Origin of the sequence: Chitinimonas lacunae (genome assembly GCF_042650885.1) — a bacterium.
In the GTDB taxonomy this organism is placed as follows: Bacteria; Pseudomonadota; Gammaproteobacteria; order Burkholderiales; family Chitinimonadaceae; genus Chitinimonas_A; species Chitinimonas_A lacunae.
In genome coordinates, this window is sequence record NZ_JBHSBU010000001.1 from 2916451 (window position 1) to 2937430 (window position 20980).

Sequence of the window (20980 nt, forward strand, 5' to 3'; positions counted from 1 at the left end):
AATCTCAATAAACGAGAAATCAGGCTGGAGTGAACTCGAACAGATCGTAGCCGATCGACTGTTCGATCAGCTTGGTGGCCCTGACCCGCAATTCGCCATCGAACACGAAAACCGACAGCTCGCGCAGAGGCGAGAACGTGCCGCGTGCCGCCAGAATCATTGCCGGCTGCTGAATCGGCTGCACCTCGGGCAGCAGCAGCGCCGACTGGTAAAGCGAGCTGGGCGGCCCCAGCACCGGGCGCAGCATGGCCGGATCGGCACGCGGCGCCAGCACCTGCACCCCCATCTCGATCGCTTCGCCCTCGTCCACCGTCTGCATCCAGCGCACACAGGCCACCAGCCAGCCCTCGCCGCCCTGCGACAGCAGACCGACCACATCGCCGACCCGGTAGACACAATGCTGCGGAATCGGCGCCAGCCGTACCGCAAAGCCACCGGGACTCTCGTTGAGCACCAGCCACTGATCGGGACTGCCCATCGCCGGTCCGCTGACCGCCTGGGGCGAAGGCGTGTCGTTGCTGTCGCTGACTTCGATGCCCGATGGGGCGTCGATCAGCACCGGCTGCGTCTGCGGCTTCATGCCGTTGAAGCAGAAAGCGGTCATCCGCAGCCCGCCGGCGATCTCGACCTGGCTATTGGCGCGGATGCGCTGGAAGACCCGCTTGGGCGCAATGCTCCACTGCCTGGTGACCCGGCGCAGTAGATCGAGCCAAGCCAGTGCCTTGGCCTTGTCGGGCGCAGTCGGGGCTTTCTGCTCGACCGCTTGCAAGGCCTTGTGCAGCAGCTTGGCCATTTCGATGGTGTCGAGCAGGATGGCATTGGAAGGCTGCACATCGACCGGCCGCTGGCCCAGAAAGACCGGCGGCGTGTCGCTGTCGAGCCGGATCAGGAAGAAACCGGCCGGACTCGGCGTCGCCGTCAGCGGCTGGAACTGGGCAGCGCTGCCGTAGTTGCGGATCAGATCCTGGATCTTGTCGAGTTCGGCTGGGTGATAACGATAGGGGTCGGCCAGCGCCATCAGCAGCATCTGCTTGTAGAGGCCGCCGATGGTCTGCATCGGATTCTGCGCCTGGGCCGGCGCATCGATCATCTTGTGCTGGATGGCATAGCGAAACAGGGTATGGGCTTCGAGCCAGACCCCGGCCGGAATCTGGGCGTAGCTCTTGCAGCAGACCCAGACCAGCTTCTGATAGGTGCACATCAGACGCTGCGCCAGCTCAGGGATATGTTTATTGCCGAGGCTGAAACGCACATTGGCCCGCTCGGTCAGCACCAGCTTGTAGCCGTTGGCCAGTTCGAGCTGAAGATTGCGTGCCAGCGTGGCGGCCTGCTTGGTCTTGTCCTTGACCGGCACGGCGGCCGAGGTATAGGCAGCTTCGAGCGGCGCATCGAGCATATCGATGCTGACCTGGTAGTGTTCGAGCAGCCGCAGGCGCTCGTCGTCGGGCAGCCGCACCCGATTGAGCGAGGTCAGCGCATCGAAGATGGCGCGGGACGTCTCATGAAGATTGGCGTGCGGCAGCGAGACCAGCCACGCTTTGAGCGCCTTGGGATTGGTTTCGACCACCAGATTGCGGTTGGTCACAGGTTGCGGCACAGCGAGCGCGAGCGACATGGCTAGCCCAAACAGGTCGGTACAACTGTTTTATAAAGGGATTGCGCCGGTTTCACCAGTCAGCGGCGTCGAGCAGATCGGCCATGGTGGCGAAGCTCCAGCGCAGTTCCTCGACACTGATCACATAAGGCGGCATCAGGTAGACCGTATTGCCGACCGGCCGCAGCAGCAGTTCCCGCTCCAGCGCCGCCGCGAAGAAACGGCTGGCGAAACCCGGCTGCGCTCCCACCACATCGAAGGCCCAGATCATCCCGCAATGGCGGGCATGCGCCACCCGGGGATGGGCCGCCAGCCGGGCGAAATCGTCCGCCACCGCCGCGGCCTTGGCCTGGTTGTCGGCCAGCACATCGAGTTCATCGAAGATCGCCAGCACTTCCAGCGCCGCCCGGCACGCCAGCGCATTGCCGGTATAGGAATGCGAATGGAGGAAGCCACGGCTTACCTCGTCATCGTAGAAGGCGGCATAGATCTCGTCGCGGCTCAATACCACCGACAGCGGCAGATAACCGCCCGTGATGCCCTTGGAGAGACAGAGGAAATCCGGCCGGATCGCCGCCTGCTCACAGGCAAACAGGCTGCCGGTACGGCCAAAGCCCACGGCGATCTCATCGGCGATCAGATGGATCTGGTAACGGTCGCACAGCTCGCGCAGCCGGCTCAGATAGACCGGGTCGTACATGGCCATCCCGGCCGCGCCCTGCACCAGCGGCTCGACGATCACCGCAGCGATCTGCTCGCTGCGCTCGGCAAATAGCTGCTCGGCTTCGGCAGCCATCCTCAGCGCATAGTCGTGGCCCGATTCACCGGGTGCCGCCAGCCGGCGATCGGGCGAGCCGATCCGGTGCGAGGGGCGCAGCAGCTCGGCGTAGGTCTCGCGAAACAGCGGTACATCGGTCACCGACAATGCCCCCAGCGTCTCGCCGTGGTAGCTCTGCGCCAGACTGACGAACTGGTTCTTGCCGGGACGGCCGCTGTTGCGCCAGTAGTGGAAGGACATCTTGAGCGCGATCTCGGTGGCGGAGGCGCCGTCCGAGCCGTAGAAAGCGTGGCCAAGCCCGCTCAGCGCGGCCAGCTGCTCCGACAGCTCGACCACCGGCCGCTGGGTGAAGCCGGCCAGGATCACATGCTCAAGCTGCTGCAACTGATCGGTGATGGCGCCGTTGAGTCGCGGGTGGCAGTGGCCGAACAGATTGACCCACCAGGAACTGACGCCGTCGAGATAACGGCGACCGTCGAAATCATACAGCCAGACTCCCTGTCCCCGTTCGATCGGGACAATCGGCAGGGTTTCATGGCGCTTCATCTGGGTGCAGGGATGCCATACCGCGCGCCGTGAGCGCGCCAGCCAGTCTTGATTGCTCATGCATTTTCCGCGGGATCGATCAGGCCATCATGATGGACCGGCCGGCCGCCCTGCGCCAGCCCGACGCTATAGCGGCCGCTGAGTCAGCGCCAACAGGCGCGCGAGCTCGGCCTGGCGCCGCGTGCCGGTCTTGCCGAACAGCGCCCGCAACTGGGTGCGGATGGTGGCCAGACTCACCCCCAACAGCTCGGCACATTCGACCGGGGAATGATCGTGAGCCAGCACGCCGGCCAGCCGCGTCTCGGCCGGGGTGAGGCCATAGAGCATCTGTAACCAGTTCGGATCAGGATCGATGGCCGCCCCCGGATCATCGATCAGCACCAAGGCCACCGGCTGGCTCAGGCTGGTGCGCCACGGCGATTCCGGGGCCAGCGGCAGGATGCTCAAGCGCAGCGAACAACCTGGTACGGCCAGCGTGCCGCCACGCGGTCGCACCGCGGTTGCGGCACTCAGCAGTTGCAACAGCCGGCTGGCCGCACCGCTATCGTGCGGCACCAGCCGCTGCTGGTGGCAATGCAAGGTCGTTTCCTGCTGGAACAGCCGCTCGGCGGCCGCGTTGGCGGCAGCGATCCGGCCATCGACTTCGAGCAGCAGCACGGCCGTGGCCAGGCTGTCGAGCGCCGCCCAACCAAGCCCGGCGCGCAATTGCAGCGCCCGCGCCCGGGCACCCAGCCGCGACGCCCGTTGCATATGGGGAAACAGCTGCGTCAGCCACTCCTTGGTGCCGGGGTCGAAATCGGGCTGGTCGAGCAGGCGCACGCAACTCAGGTAGTAATCGACCCCGTCGACCGCGTCGATCTTGACCGCCAGCACATGGCCCAGCCGGTGCGGCCGCATAAAGTCGCGGTAGAAGGGATCGTTAGCGAGTGTCCCGCCCAATTCCTGACTGTCGTGATACCAGCGGCCGGGTGCCCAGGCACCGAGCCGGGGGCGACTTGGGTCGAGACGGTAGAAATAGCGGTTGTAATCGGCCGCCGCGCCGCTGTCGTCGCCGACTGCGCTCAGCACCTGCCCGCCTTCCTCACTGCGGTTCCAGGCCAGCGCCGCGACCCGGGGGCTGCTACAGGCATTGGCCAGCGCCGCCATGGCATTGTGGTATTGAGCGCTGTCGAGGGCGCCCTCATAGAAAAGGGCCACGATCTCGTCATGGTTGGCCGAGCGTTGCATAGCATTTCCTCCTGACTGCCGCGCGTCGGTCACTTGGCCGCACGCTGGATTGCATTTCATCGATTTGGACGATGCCAGCCGCGCCAGCGCCCGCTAGTCTGCGGCGGGCAATGGCTGGGCGTCGCCTTCCACAGATATAGGAATAAATCGGCAGCAAGCGAAACGTCCGACGCATCGAGGAGGAGTCATGCAATCCCCACGCAACGGTAAGGCGGGCCGCCAGCTGCGGCTCGATCCCCCGATCAGCCGTCCGGTCCCGCGGCCGGCGGGCCATCACAACGGCCCCGACCGTCATGGCCCGGGACAGCGTCCCTGGCACCGGCCGGCCGCCGCGGACCCGGTCGCCATGCCGACTTAGAGAGGCGCGCGAAAAAGGCAGAATTGCTCCCTTCTTTTTTCCAGACCTTAACTGGTCAGGAACCGTTTTTTCCTTTTCTGATCTATCGGGCCGAGGTTCGCACTCGGGGCCGCTTGAGGCGACACAGCGGGAAGCAGGCTGTTATACGGCAGCGCAGGGCATCGGCGAAAAACTTGCCGACCCGCCCCTTGAAAACCTTACAGACGGTCCCTATTATTAGCACTCGTTAGCGACGAGTGCTAACAGTTGACTTCAAGTGATTGAATATTCACTGCTTGCATTCCGAACCGTCCCTATTAGGAGAGTCAATCCATGAAAATCCGTCCCCTGCACGATCGCGTGGTGATCAAGCGCGTCGAAGCCGAAGAAAAAACCGCCTCTGGCATCGTCCTGCCCGGCAACGCCGCCGAAAAGCCGGACATGGGTGAAGTGGTCGCCATCGGCCAGGGCAAGGTGCTGGAAAACGGCTCGGTCCGAGCCCTGCAACTCAAGGTGGGTGACAAGGTCATCTTCGGCAAGTATTCCGGCCAGACCGTCAAGGTCAACAACGAAGAACTGCTTGTAATGCGCGAAGAAGACATCATGGGTGTGGTTGAGGCCTAAGCCTCCCCCCGGTCTTTTTGCGACACCCCAACGAATTCGGAGAATCAACATGGCTGCTAAAGAAGTAAAATTCGGCGACTCCGCTCGCCAACGCATGATCGCCGGTGTCAACGTACTGGCCGACGCCGTTAAAGTGACCCTGGGCCCGAAAGGCCGCAACGTGGTGCTCGAGCGCAGCTTCGGCTCGCCGACCATCACCAAGGACGGCGTCTCGGTGGCCAAGGAAATCGAACTGAAGGACAAGTTCGAGAACATGGGCGCCCAGATGGTCAAGGAAGTGGCTTCCAAGACCTCCGATATCGCCGGCGACGGCACCACCACCGCTACCGTGCTGGCCCAGGCCATCGTGCTCGAAGGCATGAAATACGTGGCCGCCGGCATGAACCCGATGGACCTCAAGCGCGGCATCGACAAGGCCGTGACCGCCCTGGTCGGCGAACTGAAGGCCATCTCCAAGCCCTGCACCACCTCCAAGGAAATCGCCCAGGTCGGCTCGATTTCCGCCAATAGCGACGAGAGCATCGGCAAGATCATCGCCGACGCCATGGACAAGGTCGGCAAGGAAGGCGTGATCACCGTCGAAGACGGCTCCAGCCTGGAAAACCAGCTCGACACCGTGGAAGGCATGCAGTTCGATCGCGGCTACCTGAGCCCCTACTTCATCAACAACCCCGACAAGCAGATCGCTTCGCTGGACAATCCTTTCGTGCTGCTGCACGACAAGAAGATTTCCAATATCCGCGAACTGCTGCCGGTGCTGGAACAAGTCGCCAAGGCTGGCCGTCCGCTCCTGATCATCGCCGAAGACATCGAAGGCGAAGCGCTGGCTACCCTGGTGGTCAACAATATCCGCGGCATCCTGAAGACCGTCGCCGTCAAGGCCCCGGGCTTCGGTGATCGTCGCAAGGCCATGCTCGAAGACATCGCCATCCTGACCGGCGGCACCGTGATCGCCGAAGAAGTCGGTCTGACCCTGGAAAAAGCCACCCTGGCTGACCTGGGCCAAGCCAAGCGCATCGAAGTGGGCAAGGAAGACACCACCATCATCGACGGCGCCGGCAAGGAAGACGCGATCAAGGCCCGCGTGGTCCAGATCAACCGCCAGATCGAGGAAGCCACCAGCGACTACGACCGCGAAAAGCTGCAAGAGCGCAAGGCCAAGCTGGCCGGCGGCGTGGCCGTTATCAAGGTCGGTGCCGCGACCGAAGTCGAGATGAAAGAGAAGAAGGCCCGTGTCGAAGACGCGCTGCACGCTACCCGTGCCGCCGTTGAAGAAGGCATCGTCCCCGGCGGCGGTGTGGCACTGCTGCGCGCCCGCTCGGCCCTGGCCTCGCTCAAGGGCGACAACCATGACCAGGACGCCGGCATCAAGATCGTGCTGCGCGCCATCGAAGCCCCGCTGCGCCAGATCGTCACCAACGCCGGCGAAGAAGCCTCGGTGGTGGTGAACAAGGTGCTCGAAGGCCAAGGCAACTTCGGCTACAACGCCGCCAGCGGTGAGTACGGCGATATGGTGGAAATGGGCGTGCTCGATCCGACCAAGGTGACGCGCTCGGCCCTGCAAAACGCCGCCTCGATCGCCAGCCTGATGCTGACCACCGACTGCATGGTGGCCGAACTGCCGAAGGACGATGCACCGGTCGGCGGTGGCATGGGCGGTATGGGTGGCATGGGCGGCATGGATATGTAAGTCCGGCCCGGCCGAACCTTCCGCAGTACGCAAAACCCCGCCTCGGCGGGGTTTTGCTTTATCGACCGCCCATAACGACAGGGCTACCGCCTATCGCCACCGGGGTGCAAGCTGGCACCTCGGACACTACCATCCAGACAGCATACACAGACCGGAACCTGGCTCCGGCATTCCAGACCTCCTCGCGCTGATGGTTATGCTTATGCCCAAACCGCTTTGTTCCTCCCGCCGCACAGGCGGCTTCTCGCTGATCGAGTTGATGGTAGTGATTGCCTTGCTATCCATCCTGATGGCGATTGCCGTACCCAGCCTCAGCGATATGTTGCGCAATGGCACGATCAGCACCGAGAGCGCCAATCTCTATGCCGATCTGTCGATGGCCCGTACCGAATCGATCAAACGCAGCAGCGCCGTTACCGTCTGCCCCAGCAGCGACGGCAGCAGTTGCAGCGGCAGCAACGACTGGGCAGTCGGCCGCATCATCTTTATCGATGCCAATGCCAACGGTCAGATCGACACTCCCGACCTCGACCGCAACGGCGACAGCAATCTGACCTCGGCCGACGGCATCGCCGACCTCAACGGCGACGGCTCGCTGACCCTGGCTGACGCCGTGCTGCAAATCCGCGCGGCCTCGAGCCGCGGCGCCACGATCAGCTCGAGCCTGACCAGCAGTCCCTATGTGCTGACCTATCGACCGACCGGTACCTCACGCACCGGTGCCGTCACCTTTACCCTCTGCTATAGCGGCGCCACCTCGCTCAAGCAGCGCAATGTCCTGGTCAATGTCCTTGGCCGGGTGGAAACCCAGATAGCCTCGACCAACTGCACTTAAGGGCGCGCCAGAAAGGATCGACCATGCCAAGCCGCCGTACCGCCCATTCCGGTTTCACCCTGATTGAGCTGATGATTGCCGTGGCCATCATCGGCATTCTGTTGGCCATTGCCATTCCGTCCTACCGCAACTATGTCCAGTCCGCGGCCCGTTCCACCGTCAAGGCCGATCTGTCGGAAATCGTCTCGCTGATGGAGCGCCGCTTTACCGAGCAGGGCTTCTACGGCATCACCCGTGGCGTCAGCAGCGCCGCCAACTGTCCCTCGCTGACCACCCTGCCGTTCTTCAATGCCTCGCCCAAGGACAGCAATACCAAACACTACACGGTGGCCTTCCAAGGCAGTTGTGCCGACGACACCTACACCATCCGCGCCACCCCGATCGCCGGCGGCCTGATGAGCAGCGATGGGTATTTCGAAGCCAATTCGCAAGGGCAACGCCGTTGGGTCAACGGTAGCGTCACCAAATCCTGGTAGAGGCTTTATTTTTTAATATTTTTAATCAGTTAATTACTGTCTTGCATGGATTTTTCATAAAATTTTCCATTACTGCTTTGACCGCTTGATTGACCGCCTCTGTGGATAGCGGATAAGTGAGCACTCAGCGCAGTTTCAAGGCCAATTCGGTCCACTTGATAACAAAAACCCCATCAAACCGGCTCCTGCCGTGGCCTGATCGGCCTTAAGGTCCCTGTTTCCACCGCCGATCGGCCAACACAGCAGGCAAAAACCGCTGGCACGGTGCTTACGCCCGCTCGTCACCCTGGATTTTGGGGGTCAGACGGGCCTTGCTACGATCAGTGCGTGATACGGAACAACAGTCCAAATCACCCGCACCATCGGTCAATCTCCAGTCGCCTACACAGGGGAATTCGGCATGATCCGGCATCACTCCGCGCTTTCTCGGCAACAGGGCATGGGCATGATCGAAGTCATGCTCTCGATCGTGATCATCGCCATCGGCGTTCTCGGCCTCGCCGGCATCCAGGCCGCTGCCCTCAAGCACACCAATACCAGTTACGCCCGCGACCAGGCCATGCGGCTTGCTTACGACCTGGCCGACCGGATACGCGCCTACGACGCCCAGCAAGGTCAGGCCTCGGTCTTTGCCACTGTCAGCGGCACCACCCTGCTCACTCCCACCGTTACGGCTGCCTGCTACCAGACCTCCGGCTGCACCCGGGCCCAGATGGCCCAGAGCGAAGTGGCCTCCTGGCTGGCCGATGTGCGGCGCCTGCTGCCGCGTGGCGAAGCGCTGATCTGCCTCGATGACAACAACACTGACGAGGGCGCCACCGTGATCAATACGGCCAGCGACGGCGCCACCTACTCGGGCACCAACCACCGCTGTAGCAATACCGGCCCCACCTATGTCATCAAGATCTGGTGGGCCGATGATCGCTCCGGCCGTCTGACCCGCTACAACCTGGCCTACTAGGGGAGCCACCATGTCACGCAAGCGTCTTCTGGGTTTTACCCTGATCGAACTGATGGTGGCCATGACGCTGGCGATGCTGCTGCTCCTGGGCATCGGCCAGTTGTTCACACGTAACCGCCAGAACGTGACCCTGCTGGCCAATTTCTCCCGCTTGCAGGAAAACGGCCGCTTCGGCACCGAATATATGGGCACGCTGCTGCGGATGGCCGGTGCCCGGTCCGATATCGTGCCGCTGATGACGGTCTCCTTTCCGCAGGCCTCGATCAGTTCACCGGCATCCCTGACCTTCCCGGCCGGCGCCGTGATCGTCGGCCGCGACGGCAGCAGCAACTCGCCCGATACCTTCGCCATCCGCCAGACCGGCAGCATCAGCAAACCGGTGCAGGACTGCGATGGCCAGCAGGTTCCCACCAGTGGTGCCGCCATTACCCTGGTACTGACCTTCTTTGTCAGCAATGGCCAACTGATGTGCCATAGCAGCCGGACTTCCACCAGCGTGGCGCTGAGCGAGAACGTGGTCGACTTCCAGGTGCTGTACGGGCACGACAATATCCGCGACGACAACGCCGGCTTTCCCAACCGTTACCTCACTGCCACCCAGCTCGGCAGCACCGACTGGCGCTATGTGGTCGGTGTCCGCACCTGTCTGGCCCTGCGCTCGCGCGACAACAACATCACCTTGCAATCCCAGAGCTACCTCGGTTGCGGCTCGATCCTCGATCGCGGCAGCACCATGACCACCGCCTCGGACAAGCGCTTATACAAGACCTATGTCTCGACCTTCAATCTTCGCAACTCGGGAGTTGACGATGCCAAAGATGCCGCTACGTAACCGGGCGTTCCCGCCGCCACGCCGGCAGCAACACGGCTTCATTCTGATCACCACGCTGATCTTTCTGGTGGTGCTCACCCTGTTCGTGCTGTCCTCGGTCCGTACCGGCACCTTGCAATTGCGCATGGTGGGCAATCTGGCCGACCGCGGGGTAGCGTTCGAGAATGCCGATCTGGCTATCCGCGCGGGTGAACTGCAAGCCTATGGGTATAGCCACAACCTGCTGGCCTTCACGGCCGATTGCAATAAGAACGGCAACGCGACCCGGCGCGGTCTTTGCCTCGATCTGTCGAACAACTATTGGAAGACCTACCAATGGAATGACAACGCCTCGATGACGGTCCCGCTGAAAAACAGCGAGGCCGTCAGCCAGCCACGCTTCTATGTGGAATGGATGAATGAGGTCAAGAAGAACATTCTGGGGCAGGAACTCAAAGGTTCTGGCGGGAATGTCTATGTATTTAGCGTCGTCGGTCGTGCCCAGGGCAAAACCAATCAAAGCCTGGTCATCGCCGAGGAGATTGTCGCCATTCCCAAGCCGTCCCAGCAGCAGCAATGATGCGGCACAGGAGATTAGCCATGGAACTTCGATTGTTGAGCCGCTGCGGCGGCTATCTGTTGGCACTTGGCAGTGCCCTGTTGCCAGCCGCGGTGACGGCGGTGCCGCTGAATATTTCCGACACCCCACTATTTATTAAAGCCAAGGTCGCACCGCTCAATCTGCTGTTGATGGGACGTGACCATCGGCTGTACTACGAAGCCTATAACGACGCCTCCGACCTCGACGACGACGGCACGGTCGATATGCGCTACAAGCCGGACAATATCGACTATTACGGCTATTTCGACTCGTACAAGTGCTACAGCTACAACACCAGCAGCAGTATGTTCGTGCCCACTCGCACGACGGCCAATAAGCGCTGCACCACGGTCGATTCGGAATGGAGCGGCGACTTTCTCAACTACCTGACCACGGCACGGATCGACGCCATCCGTAAAGTGCTCTACGGCGGCTACCGCGTCACCGACACCGCGACCCAGACGGTGCTGGAACGCACCAGCCTGCCGCAGGACGCCCATAGCTGGGGCAAGGAATACAGCGACCCGGCCATCGACGGCTACGATATCCGCGACTATTCCCCGCTCGCGCTGCCTGGGGTATTCGACAGCACCAAGGCGGCTAACGACCCCACCCGTTATCGGCACCATCTGTTCGCCAATACCACTCTGCTCACCAATACCTCAGCCGGGCCGCTGCTGCGGGTAGTCACCACGCCCACCACCATCAGCGGGGTCAACTACAACTTCCGTATCTGGCAATGGCTGAGTGTGGAGCGGCCGGTTGCCGACGCCCAGTTCGACTCGGGCAACAATACCAAGCGGACCATCGCCCCGGCGCCGACCAACTACCGGGTCCGGGTACAGGTCTGCGTCGCCGGGCTGCTCGAGGACAATTGCCGGCTCTACGGTACCAGCGCCAAACCCGACGGACTATTGCAGGAATACGGTCGCAACGGCCGCATGCTGTTTGGTCTGATGAGCGGCAGCTATACCAATAACCTGGAAGGCGGTGTGCTGCGTCGCCCGATCGGCAATATCGACAACGAGATCAACTCGACCGACGGCACCCTGACCAGCACGGTGGGCATCATCCGCACGCTGGACCGGCTGCAAACCATCGAATTCGGCGGCAGCTATCAATACAACTGCGGCTGGTCGTTTGCCACCCAACAGCTCACCAACGGCAATTGCAAGATGTGGGGCAATCCGCTCGGTGAAATGATGTATGAGGCGATCCGCTACTACGCCGGCAAAGGCACGCCGATCTCCAGCTATACCAGCGGGATCACCAATCTGGACGACAGCGATGTCACCTTGCCGCTGGCCAGTTGGGACAATCCGTATGACCCGAACAAATTCGGTACTGGCAGCAGCGGCCGCGATGGGCGCGACTGGTGTTCCAAGGCGTTTATCACCACGCTCAGCGACGCCAACCCCTCGTTCGACGGTGAACTGCCGGGCACCGCTTTTGGCAGTGCCGTCAGTGGCAATGATCTGAGCGACCTCAATGTACAAAGCCTCGGCCAGGCCATGTGGGACAAGGAATTCGGCGCCGGCACCAGCCGCAGCATCTTCGCCGGCCAGGTCGGTTCGTCCAACAACGGTGCCCCGACCGCCAAGACGGCCTCGACCTTCGGCAATATCCGGGGCCTCGCGCCCGAAGATCCGACCCGGCAAGGGACCTATTACAGTGCAGCGGTCGCCTACTATGGCCGTACCCGTGACCTCAACAATGCCGTACAGGGTGTCCAGTCGGTAACGACCTACTCGATCGCCCTGGCTTCACCGCTGCCGCGTTTCCGCTTCAAGGTCGGCTCCGGCCATATCACCTTGATCCCGTTCGCCAAATCGGTTGGAGGTTCAAGCATCAGTGCCGCCAGCGGCGCATTCCAGCCGACCAACCAGATCGTCGATTTCTATATCGAAAGCATTAGTACCAACGCCAGTGGCGAGATGACTGGCGCGGTGTTCCGGATCAACTACGAAGACGTGGAAAACGGCGCTGACCATGATATGGACGCGATCGCCAAGTACACGGTGACCACCACCAGCAACCAGCTCAATGTGACGGTCGACTCCGACTACGCGGCGGGCGGCATCATCCAGCATATGGGCTATGTACTATCGGGCTCCAATAGCGATGGCATGTATCTGGTGGTCCGTGACCGCGATACGGCGGGCAGCACCGACCCCAACTACTATTTGGACCAACCGCACCCGGCCTCGTGTGCCAGCGGTGACCGCAACGGCGGCATCTGTCCGCTGCCGCTGACCGACAGCCGCAGCTTCACGGCATCCAGCTCCTCCAGCAGCGGCACCTTCCTCAACGGCCCGCTCTGGTATATGGCCAAGTTCGGCGGCTTTGAAGACCTCAAGGATGCCAACAACACCTATCAGTCGCTGGTGCTCGACGGCACCGATGAATGGGATGGCAATAACGATGGCGATCCGGACAACTACTTCCTGGTGATCAACCCGCTCAAGCTGAAACAGCAACTGGGCCGGGCGATCGACGATATCTTCCGCCGTTCCGCCAGCGCCGCCTCGGTCGCCACCAGCTCGACCTCGGTGCAGACCGACAGCAATATCTATCAGGCGCTATTTGACAGTAACTACTGGACCGGCGACTTGATCGCCCAAAAGATCGCGGTCAACAGCACGACCAACGAAGCCAGTATCGGTACCGTCACCTGGCGCGCCTCGACCATGAATCCGCGTGGCACCAGCGAAGCGGCTGCACGCAAGATCTTCACCACCAACAGCAGCACCCGCACCGGGGTCGCCTTTAACTGGGCCAACCTGTCGGCTGCCCAGCAGGCCGCCCTCAACTACAACCCCACCACCGGCACCACCGATACGCTGGGCCAGTCGCGCCTCAACTGGCTGCGCGGCGACGATGCGCTGGAACTGGACAAGGTAAACGGCATCTTCCGCAAACGCGGTAACGATATTCCCGGTCAGGCCAAGACCACCTTTCTTGGGGATATCGTCTACTCCAACCCGTTCTATGTCGGTGCCCCGGGCGCGGATATCGAAGATTCTGGCTATGCCACCTTCCGCACCGCCAATCAGAATCGGCGGCCAGCAGTCTATGTGGGCGCCAACGACGGTATGCTGCATGCCTTCGATGCCTCCTCGGTTCCGGCCGACCCGCCGCCCACTGCCCCCACCCAGCCCGGTGATGCCATCGCCGGCCAATCGGGCAAGGAGCTGTTTGCCTATGTCCCGAGCGCGATCTACCCCAATCTGAGCCAGTTGCCTGACAAGAACTATCAACACCTGTTCTATGTCGATGGTGCCCCGACGGTGGCCGATGCCCTGGTCAACAACGTTTGGACCTCGGTGTTGGTAGGCGGTCTCAACAAGGGCGGCAAGGCCATCTACGCACTCAATGTCACCGACCCGCTGACCTTCAGCGCCAGCAATGTGATGTGGGAGTTCAGCAGCAGCGATGACGCCGACCTTGGCTACACCTATAGCCAGCCGCAGATCGTCAAGCTCAATAACAATAAATGGGCGGTGATCATCGGCAACGGCTACAACAGCACCAACGAGAGGGCCGCGCTTTATATCGTGTTCCTCGATGGTCCGGGTGCCGACCGGATATGGAATATCAACTCCGAGTACATCAAGATCGACACCGGCTGGACCAACGCCAGCAATGGCCTGTCTTCGCCGACGCCGATCGATACCAATCTCGATGGCAAGGCCGACATCATCTATGCAGGCGATATACAGGGGAATATGTGGAAGTTCGACCTCAGCTCGACCAGCACCTCCGACTGGCGGGTCGGCCTGAGCGGCCAGCCCCTGTTCGTGGCCAAGGACGGCACTGGTGGTACGGCAAAACGCCAGCCCATCTATATGCGGCCCAAAGTCGCCCTGCATCCGGTCTATTTCAATCAGCAGCGGGTCAATACCAGTACCCGTAACTCCAATCCGGGTCTGATGGTCTACTTCGGAACCGGTAAGTATATGGAGGACTGCGACATCACCAATACCTGCGGCACCCACGCCAATATGCAGAGCTTCTACGGCATCTGGGACGACGATGTCACCATTGCCAGCCGCAACGATCTGCTGAGCCAGACCTATGCGCGCTACACGGGCAATACCGGTGCAGTGGAACAGGGCATCACCACCGATAACCCGATTGCCTGGCGCTTCTTCAATACCACGGTGCCCAATTCGGTGATGGGCTGGTACTTCGATATGACCACCGACCAGACCACCAGCCCAGCCAGCACCAATATCGGCGAACGGACGCTGTCGGCTCCGCTGATCGCTTCCAATCTGGTGATTGCCAATACCGTCAAACCTTCGCCACTGGCTTGTGACTTTGGCGGTACCGGCTGGCTGGTCTGCGCCAAGTACGACAATGGCGGCAAGTGCAGCAATATGAGCACCAAGGAAATCGGTGCAGCGCTCGGCGGTATCAACTTCGTCGACTCGTTCGCCCCGAGCGATCTGACCAAGCTGCGCCGGATCGACGAAGCCGTAGGCGGCTTCGGCAATACTACGGTGGCCATCATGACCACCACGGCTGGCGAAACCAAGGCGCAGAACGTCAGCCTGGAGCGCAAGATCCGCCGGGTCTCCTGGCGTGAGCTGACTTCGCAGTAGCACTCCCTCTCGCCCCCGCCGCGGTCCAGGCCCGGTGGGGGTGTTTTTTGGCAGTGCAGAGGTCTGCCATCCATCACATTAAAAAAAAGCGCCAAAACATCGGTAAAATCGAGGGGATCGGGCGGGACAGTCTCGCGCTTTATAGGTTCCCCTTCTCAAGCGCGACTATGACGAATCGGGCCCCAAACATCACGCCAATGTCATAGAAGGCTAATTTACGGAAAACCGCACCAGTACTGGTTTACAGACAGATCAGCTTATGCTCACACAGTATTTTCGTTGCGTTCTGCCGAGAGCTGAGCTTTAATGCCATTTCAATAATGCTTTGCAAAAGGCATTACAATTCCTACGCTTGTGGAAACAGTCTCAGAAAAGGATTGAACCGTGACCAAGGCTGCGCAATTTCTGCACACCCTAGCCGGTGTCAGGCACTGGGTGGTAGCCCTCTCCACGGTCGCTTTGGTGGCCTGTGGCGGCCCCTCCAGCGGCACGTCGGACAACACCACGCCCGGCCCCAAGAAAGAAGAACTCCAGATCGATATGGATCGGACCACCATCACCCCGGGAACCCCGGCTACAGTGAGCGTGGTATTGCGCAACGAGGCAGGTAAGCCGATTGCCAACGAGGTCGTCACTTTCTCGACCGTAACCGGTACTTACGCCACCTTCACCCCCGACTCCGCCACCGCCCTGACCGGCTCCGATGGCGTTGCCCGTATCATTCTGAACGCCGGCAAGACCTACGGCGCCGATACGGTGGTCGCCTCTGCCCGTGGCGCCACGGCCAAGAAGAGCTTCCAGGTCGGTTTTGACAATCTGACCGTCAACGATCTGCGCTTTGGCGTGCCAGCGCTGTCTGCCTATGGCACCACCAATGTCCAGGTCACGGTGAAGGCGGGTAATGCCCAGCTGTTCTCCCCGGTCGACGTCAACTTCACGTCGAAGTGTGCTGCCGCTGGCAAGGCCACGCTGAGCCCCAAAGTGACCACCATCGACGGCGTTGCCACTGCCCAGTACAAGGACAACGGTTGCGCCTCCGACGACGAGATCACCGTCACCGTGCCGGGCGCTGGCTCGATTACCGGCGTGCTGAAGGTGCAATCGGCTTCGGCAGGTTCGATCCAGTTCCTGAGCGCCACGCCCACCCGCATCGCCCTGAAGGGCACTGGCGGTGCCGGCCTGAGCGAGACCTCCGAAGTCAAGTTCCGCGTGGTCGACACTGGTGGTAAGCCGGCCAAGGCCGAAGTGGAATTCAGCCTGAGCACCTCGGTCGGCGGCCTGTCCCTGACCGCGATCCGTGCCACTTCCGATCCGAATACCGGTGAAGTCTCGACCATCGTCAACGCTGGTGTAGTCGCCACCCCGGTACGTGTGCGCGCCACGGTGCTGAACGCCTCGACCACCCTGGTCAGCCAGTCCGACCAACTGTCGGTCTCCACCGGCCTGCCGGATCAAGCCCACGTCTCGATCGCGGCCGAAACCCACAATATCGAAGGCTGGAACGTCGACGGTATCGAAAGCAAACTGTCGATCCGCCTGGCCGACCACTTCAGCAACCCGGTTCCGGAAGGCACCGTCGTCAACTTCGTTGCCGAAGGCGCTTCGGTGGATTCGACCTGTACCACCGATAAGAACGGTTACTGTGAAGCCGTGTTCCGCAGCCAGAATCTGCGGCCGCGTGATGGTCGTGTGACGGTGCTGGCCTACGCCATCGGTGAAGAAGCGTTTACCGACAAGAATGGCGACGGCGTACTGAGCCCGATCACCCAAGCTGACGGCACGGTCGAAAACTATCTGGAATTCGTCGATGCCAACGGTAGCAGCACCGATCTGACCGAAGCCTACGTTGACTACAACGAGAACGGCCAGCGCGATCCTGATGAGCCGTTTATCGACTTCAACCGTGACGGTAACTTCAACCTGGGCGACAAGCAGTACAACGGCTACCTGTGCAAGGAAAACTTCTTCCTGTGCTCGCCGCGCAAGAGCATCCATGTCCGTGATATGGATGTGATCGTGCTGTCCAGTAGCGATGCCCTGATCGGTGGTCCTGGTGTGGTCGATCTGTTCCGCTGCGGTGTGACCGTCGGTATCCCGGTCCAGATCACCGATGTGAACGGCAACCCGATGCCCAAGGGCACGACCATTACCTTCTCCGTGAACGGTAACGGTACGGCTGAAGGCACCACCAGCTACACCGTGCCGGACACCATCACCCGTCCGAATGGCCCCAACTACTTCTTCAAGGTGAAGGGCGATGCGCCGGAAACCAACGGCGTCTGCGGTGATGACAAGACCTCCAGCGGTACGGCCACGATTACCGTGACCACCCCGCGCGGTCTCAAGACCACGGCTGAAATCCGACTGATCAACTGATCACCGTCGATCCAGTCCGACAAAAAGCCACCGCCCTGCGGTGGCTTTTTGCTTTAGGGGGGGCCCCTGCCCTACTACCCCGGCTCCACGACCTCAGCCAGCCAACCAGTCGAACCACGCTGCGTGGACACGTGCCGAAGGATTGCCTCCGGTACTCCGGAGCCAGCCTGGACGCTGGCGCATTTCCAAGACACTGGGTGTTCTATCGTCCCGACACCAGGGGCAACCCGCGCGGCCAGCGGCTCCGCTTGAACACTCGGGTCGGCAGGCTGTCTCCCACGCAGGCCTCTCCAAGCCCGGAAGGGCAGCATCAACGCAGAGACCCACCGCACCATACGGCAACCTGCTTTACGCAAAAATAATAGCCGGCCCATTAATTGGACCGGCTATTTTCTTTTAATAACCCATAGTGCTTCGATTCTTGCACTACTTTTGCAGATTATTTTATTGAAGCTTCTCATCCGGGCTTCAGGAAGGAAAGCCCATCCTTCCCTCACCCTGGCTTCACACCTGCGGATGCGCCCGCTCCTCGTCACTGTTGAGCTTGCTCAACGCTGACAGATAAGCCTTGGCCGAGGCCGCGATGATATCGGTATCGGCGCCCTGGCCATTGACGATGCGGCCGTCGCGCGCCAGCCGCACGGTCACATCGCCCTGGCTGTCGGTGCCGCTGGTAATGGCATTGACCGAATAGAGCTGTAGCTCGCTTTCGCTTTTCACCACCGCCTCGATGGCCTTGAAGGTGGCATCGACCGGACCGGAGCCGGTGGAATGGCTGCGCCGCTCCACCCCATGGTCGGCAAACACGATTTCGGCATAGGGCAGCTCGCCGGTCTCGGTGCGGGTGGACAGCGACACGAACTTGTAATGCTCGCGCTCGGTCCCACTGGTCTCGGCGCTGACCAGGGCATGCAGGTCCTCGTCGAAGATTTCCGACTTCTTGTCGGCCAGCTCCTTGAAGCGGGCAAAGGCCAGATTGAGTGCTTCTTCGCTTTCCAGCTCGATACCCAGTTCCTTGAGCCGGGTGCGGAAGGCATTGCGGCCCGACAGCTTGCCCAGGGTCAGCTTATTGGCCTTCCAGCCCACATCCTCGGCCCGCATGATCTCGTAGGTCTCGCGATGCTTGAGTACGCCATCCTGGTGGATGCCCGACTCATGGGCGAAGGCATTGGCCCCGACCACCGCCTTATTGGGCTGTACCGGGTAGCTGGTGACGGTCGACACCAGTTTGGACGCCGCCACGATCTGGGTGGTATCGATGCGCAGCGACAGATCGAACACATCGCGCCGGGTCTTGACCGCCATCACGATCTCTTCGAGCGCCGCATTGCCGGCCCGCTCGCCCAGGCCGTTGATGGTGCACTCGACCTGACGGGCACCGGCCATCACGGCCGCCAGCGAATTGGCCACCGCCATGCCGAGGTCGTTATGGCAGTGGGCCGACCAGATCACCTGGTCCGAATTGGGTGTTCCCTCGATCAGGCGGCGGAAGAACTGGCCGCACAGTTCGGGAATCGCATAGCCCACCGTATCGGGCACATTGATGGTACGGGCGCCGGCCTGGATCACCGCATCGAACACGCGGCACAGGAACTCGGGCTCGGAGCGCAGCGCATCCTCGGCGGAAAACTCGACATCGTCGGTATATTCGCGCGCCAGCCGGACTGCCCGCACGGCCGCCTCGATCACCTGGTCGGGGCTCATGCGCAGCTTCTTCTCCATATGGATCGGGCTGGTGGCGATAAAGGTATGGATACGGCCGCTGGCCGCCGGACGGATTGCCTCGCCGGCGCGGCGAATATCGTTTTCATTGGCGCGGGCCAGCGAGCAGACGGTCGAGTCCTTGATCACCTCGGCAATCGCCCGGATCGACTCGAAATCGCCCGGGCTGGCGGCCGCGAAGCCCGCCTCGATGATATCGACGCCCAGTCGTTCGAGCTGGCGGGCGATACGGATCTTTTCCTCACGGGTCATTGCCGCGCCGGGGCTCTGTTCGCCGTCGCGCAGGGTGGTATCGAAGATATAGAGCCTGTCGGCCATGGTCGGTCTCCTAATAAAAACGTGGCGGCGGAACGCTCCACCCCGGGATTCAGTGGGTCGGCCGCAGCAGCGACAAAACCCGGACGCTTTGACTATCACGATACGCCGGCCCGGCCGCTTCGTGGGCGCGGAAACCCAACTGCTGCGCCAGGGCCAAACCAGCCTGGTCGGTGGGCGCCACAGACCAGACCACCTCGGCGATGCCATGCTGCCAGGCGCGGGCCAGGGCCTTTTCCAGCAAGGCCCGGCCTATGCCACGGCCACGATAGTCGCTCAGCACGGCAATCTCCAGTTGTCCTGACGCCTCGGCGCCGACGACGATATCGCACCAGCCCACTACCTCATGGGCGACAGTGGCCACCCAGCGCACCTCATCGCGGGCGATGGATTCGGCGATACGCGCCGTCACCTCGGCCAGCCGGGGCTGGTGTGGAGCGCGCACCACGCGGTCTAGCGCCAGACGCAGACCCGGCGCGTGATGGGGGCCGACAGGTTCGATCCGATACATGGTGCATGCTCCTGGAGTGATCAAAAACGAAAAAGCCGCCGGGCTGGGAGAGCCGGGCGGCGGTAGAGAGTGTTCTGCTTAGGATTCGGCGCGGGCGCCTCGTCAAGGCGCGGTCGCGTACAGCGGCCCGGCGAGGTCGTTCGCAGATAGTAGTAGCGAGTGCGGGCGGCTGGTAAGCATGGCAGGCAGGTTAAGAGTTGGGCCCTAGGCTTGTCAAGGCTTGGCAGCGGGACGCAGGCGGCGCCAGGCTGCATGGACATAGCCCGACACCCCATAGCTCAGAAACAACGCAAACAGCGCCACCGGCGGGCTGGCGGCAATCGCCACCAGTGCAAAGACCAGCGGCACCAGCACAAAGAACGGCACGGTCTTGCGGACGTTGATTTCCTTGAAGCTATAGAAGCGCACATTGCTGACCATGGTCAGCCCGGCAAAGGCCGTCAGCCCGAGGGCAAACCAGCGCAGCGGCTCGCCCTGCCATCCCATTTCGAGCGATACCCAGACCAGACCGGCCACCAGCGCGGCCGCCGTGGGCGAGGGCATGCCCTGGAAGAAGCGCTTGTCGACGACGTCGATATTGGTATTGAAGCGGGCCAGCCGCAGCGCAGCGGCCGCACAGTAGATAAAGGCCACCACCCAGCCCAGCTTGCCAAAACCCTGCAGTGCCCATTCATACACCACCAGCGCCGGCGCCACCCCGAACGACACCATATCGGACAGGGAATCGAACTCGGCGCCAAACGCGCTCTGGGTATGGGTCATTCGTGCCACCCGGCCGTCCATGCCGTCGAGCACCATGGCAATAAAGATCGCCACGGCCGCCGGTTCGAAGCGCTGGTTCATTGCCTGAACCACCGCATAGAAGCCGGCGAACAGCGCCGCCAGCGTAAACATATTCGGCAGCAGATAAATGCTTTGGCGGCGCAGATCGCGCTTGAGACCGTTCGAAGGCTGCGGACGCATGGCTTGGGA

Annotated in this window: 16 protein-coding genes; 10 read left to right on the plus strand and 6 right to left on the minus strand. The window is 61.7% G+C overall.

Annotated elements, in window-relative coordinates:
• Nucleotides 1–19 precede the first annotated feature (19 nt).
• The 3 genes from ACFOW7_RS12495 to ACFOW7_RS12505 all read right to left on the minus strand — a co-directional run bounded on the left by ACFOW7_RS12495 (nucleotide 20) and on the right by ACFOW7_RS12505 (nucleotide 4145).
• Nucleotides 20–1615, minus strand: coding sequence for a hypothetical protein (locus ACFOW7_RS12495; RefSeq protein ID WP_378164696.1), 1596 nt, complete (start codon nucleotides 1613–1615; stop codon nucleotides 20–22).
• Nucleotides 1616–1667: 52 nt separating this feature from the next.
• Nucleotides 1668–2978 carry an adenosylmethionine--8-amino-7-oxononanoate transaminase gene (gene bioA, locus ACFOW7_RS12500; protein ID WP_378164698.1) on the minus strand — a complete coding sequence of 437 codons (1311 nt, stop codon included), beginning with the start codon at nucleotides 2976–2978 and terminating at the stop codon, nucleotides 1668–1670.
• 66 nt (nucleotides 2979–3044) lie between these two features.
• Nucleotides 3045–4145 (minus strand): helix-turn-helix transcriptional regulator, encoded by a 1101-nt coding sequence (locus ACFOW7_RS12505; protein ID WP_378164700.1) that lies wholly within the window; start codon nucleotides 4143–4145, stop codon nucleotides 3045–3047.
• A 187-nt stretch (nucleotides 4146–4332) separates the two neighbouring features.
• On the opposite strand from ACFOW7_RS12505, the gene ACFOW7_RS12510 reads away from it, so the two are divergent.
• From ACFOW7_RS12510 to ACFOW7_RS12555, 10 genes are all read left to right on the plus strand, one after another.
• Nucleotides 4333–4503: a hypothetical protein gene (locus ACFOW7_RS12510; protein WP_378164702.1), complete on the plus strand. Its 171-nt coding sequence runs from the start codon at nucleotides 4333–4335 to the stop codon at nucleotides 4501–4503.
• A 312-nt stretch (nucleotides 4504–4815) separates the two neighbouring features.
• Nucleotides 4816–5106, plus strand: coding sequence for a co-chaperone GroES (gene groES, locus ACFOW7_RS12515; RefSeq protein ID WP_378164704.1), 291 nt, complete (start codon nucleotides 4816–4818; stop codon nucleotides 5104–5106).
• 49 nt (nucleotides 5107–5155) lie between these two features.
• Nucleotides 5156–6796: a chaperonin GroEL gene (groL, locus tag ACFOW7_RS12520; protein ID WP_378164706.1), complete on the plus strand. Its 1641-nt coding sequence runs from the start codon at nucleotides 5156–5158 to the stop codon at nucleotides 6794–6796.
• 202 nt (nucleotides 6797–6998) lie between these two features.
• Nucleotides 6999–7631 carry a GspH/FimT family pseudopilin gene (locus ACFOW7_RS12525; protein ID WP_378164708.1) on the plus strand — a complete coding sequence of 211 codons (633 nt, stop codon included), beginning with the start codon at nucleotides 6999–7001 and terminating at the stop codon, nucleotides 7629–7631.
• Between the two features lie 23 nt (nucleotides 7632–7654).
• Nucleotides 7655–8107 (plus strand): type IV pilin protein, encoded by a 453-nt coding sequence (locus ACFOW7_RS12530; protein WP_378164710.1) that lies wholly within the window; start codon nucleotides 7655–7657, stop codon nucleotides 8105–8107.
• 400 nt (nucleotides 8108–8507) lie between these two features.
• Entirely contained in the window at nucleotides 8508–9068 is a 561-nt protein-coding gene (gene pilV, locus ACFOW7_RS12535) for a type IV pilus modification protein PilV (protein ID WP_378164712.1), read from the plus strand.
• Between the two features lie 10 nt (nucleotides 9069–9078).
• Nucleotides 9079–9900 carry a PilW family protein gene (locus ACFOW7_RS12540; RefSeq protein ID WP_378164714.1) on the plus strand — a complete coding sequence of 274 codons (822 nt, stop codon included), beginning with the start codon at nucleotides 9079–9081 and terminating at the stop codon, nucleotides 9898–9900.
• Nucleotides 9878–10459 (plus strand): pilus assembly PilX family protein, encoded by a 582-nt coding sequence (locus ACFOW7_RS12545; protein WP_378164716.1) that lies wholly within the window; start codon nucleotides 9878–9880, stop codon nucleotides 10457–10459. Before ACFOW7_RS12540 ends, ACFOW7_RS12545 begins: the two co-directional genes overlap by 23 nt.
• A 20-nt stretch (nucleotides 10460–10479) precedes the next feature.
• Nucleotides 10480–15084, plus strand: a complete 4605-nt coding sequence (locus ACFOW7_RS12550; RefSeq protein ID WP_378164718.1) for a pilus assembly protein — start codon at nucleotides 10480–10482, stop codon at nucleotides 15082–15084.
• A 384-nt stretch (nucleotides 15085–15468) separates the two neighbouring features.
• Nucleotides 15469–17460 carry a hypothetical protein gene (locus ACFOW7_RS12555; RefSeq protein WP_378164720.1) on the plus strand — a complete coding sequence of 664 codons (1992 nt, stop codon included), beginning with the start codon at nucleotides 15469–15471 and terminating at the stop codon, nucleotides 17458–17460.
• Nucleotides 17461–17964: 504 nt separating this feature from the next.
• Here ACFOW7_RS12555 and ACFOW7_RS12560 read toward each other — a convergent pair.
• From ACFOW7_RS12560 to pssA, 3 genes are all read right to left on the minus strand, one after another.
• Nucleotides 17965–19500, minus strand: a complete 1536-nt coding sequence (locus ACFOW7_RS12560) for a 2-isopropylmalate synthase (protein ID WP_378164722.1) — start codon at nucleotides 19498–19500, stop codon at nucleotides 17965–17967.
• A gap of 49 nt (nucleotides 19501–19549) precedes the next feature.
• The gene (locus ACFOW7_RS12565) at nucleotides 19550–20008 is read right to left on the minus strand and encodes a GNAT family N-acetyltransferase (RefSeq protein ID WP_378164724.1); all 459 of its coding nucleotides are present in this window, start codon (nucleotides 20006–20008) and stop codon (nucleotides 19550–19552) included.
• A 213-nt stretch (nucleotides 20009–20221) separates the two neighbouring features.
• Entirely contained in the window at nucleotides 20222–20971 is a 750-nt protein-coding gene (gene pssA, locus ACFOW7_RS12570; protein ID WP_378164727.1) for a CDP-diacylglycerol--serine O-phosphatidyltransferase, read from the minus strand.
• Between the last annotated feature and the right edge of the window lie 9 nt (nucleotides 20972–20980).

Coding starts and splice junctions, on each gene's coding strand:
- ACFOW7_RS12510 (WP_378164702.1), top strand. CDS start 4,333: ATGCAATCCCCACGCAACGGTAAGGCGGGCCGCCAGCTGCGGCTCGAT.
- ACFOW7_RS12545 (WP_378164716.1), top strand. CDS start 9,878: ATGCCAAAGATGCCGCTACGTAACCGGGCGTTCCCGCCGCCACGCCGG.
- ACFOW7_RS12565 (WP_378164724.1), bottom strand. CDS start 20,008: ATGTATCGGATCGAACCTGTCGGCCCCCATCACGCGCCGGGTCTGCGT.
- ACFOW7_RS12525 (WP_378164708.1), top strand. CDS start 6,999: ATGCCCAAACCGCTTTGTTCCTCCCGCCGCACAGGCGGCTTCTCGCTG.
- ACFOW7_RS12530 (WP_378164710.1), top strand. CDS start 7,655: ATGCCAAGCCGCCGTACCGCCCATTCCGGTTTCACCCTGATTGAGCTG.
- groL (WP_378164706.1), top strand. CDS start 5,156: ATGGCTGCTAAAGAAGTAAAATTCGGCGACTCCGCTCGCCAACGCATG.
- ACFOW7_RS12505 (WP_378164700.1), bottom strand. CDS start 4,145: ATGCAACGCTCGGCCAACCATGACGAGATCGTGGCCCTTTTCTATGAG.
- ACFOW7_RS12560 (WP_378164722.1), bottom strand. CDS start 19,500: ATGGCCGACAGGCTCTATATCTTCGATACCACCCTGCGCGACGGCGAA.
- bioA (WP_378164698.1), bottom strand. CDS start 2,978: ATGAGCAATCAAGACTGGCTGGCGCGCTCACGGCGCGCGGTATGGCAT.
- ACFOW7_RS12540 (WP_378164714.1), top strand. CDS start 9,079: ATGTCACGCAAGCGTCTTCTGGGTTTTACCCTGATCGAACTGATGGTG.
- groES (WP_378164704.1), top strand. CDS start 4,816: ATGAAAATCCGTCCCCTGCACGATCGCGTGGTGATCAAGCGCGTCGAA.
- ACFOW7_RS12550 (WP_378164718.1), top strand. CDS start 10,480: ATGGAACTTCGATTGTTGAGCCGCTGCGGCGGCTATCTGTTGGCACTT.
- pilV (WP_378164712.1), top strand. CDS start 8,508: ATGATCCGGCATCACTCCGCGCTTTCTCGGCAACAGGGCATGGGCATG.
- pssA (WP_378164727.1), bottom strand. CDS start 20,971: ATGCGTCCGCAGCCTTCGAACGGTCTCAAGCGCGATCTGCGCCGCCAA.
- ACFOW7_RS12495 (WP_378164696.1), bottom strand. CDS start 1,615: ATGTCGCTCGCGCTCGCTGTGCCGCAACCTGTGACCAACCGCAATCTG.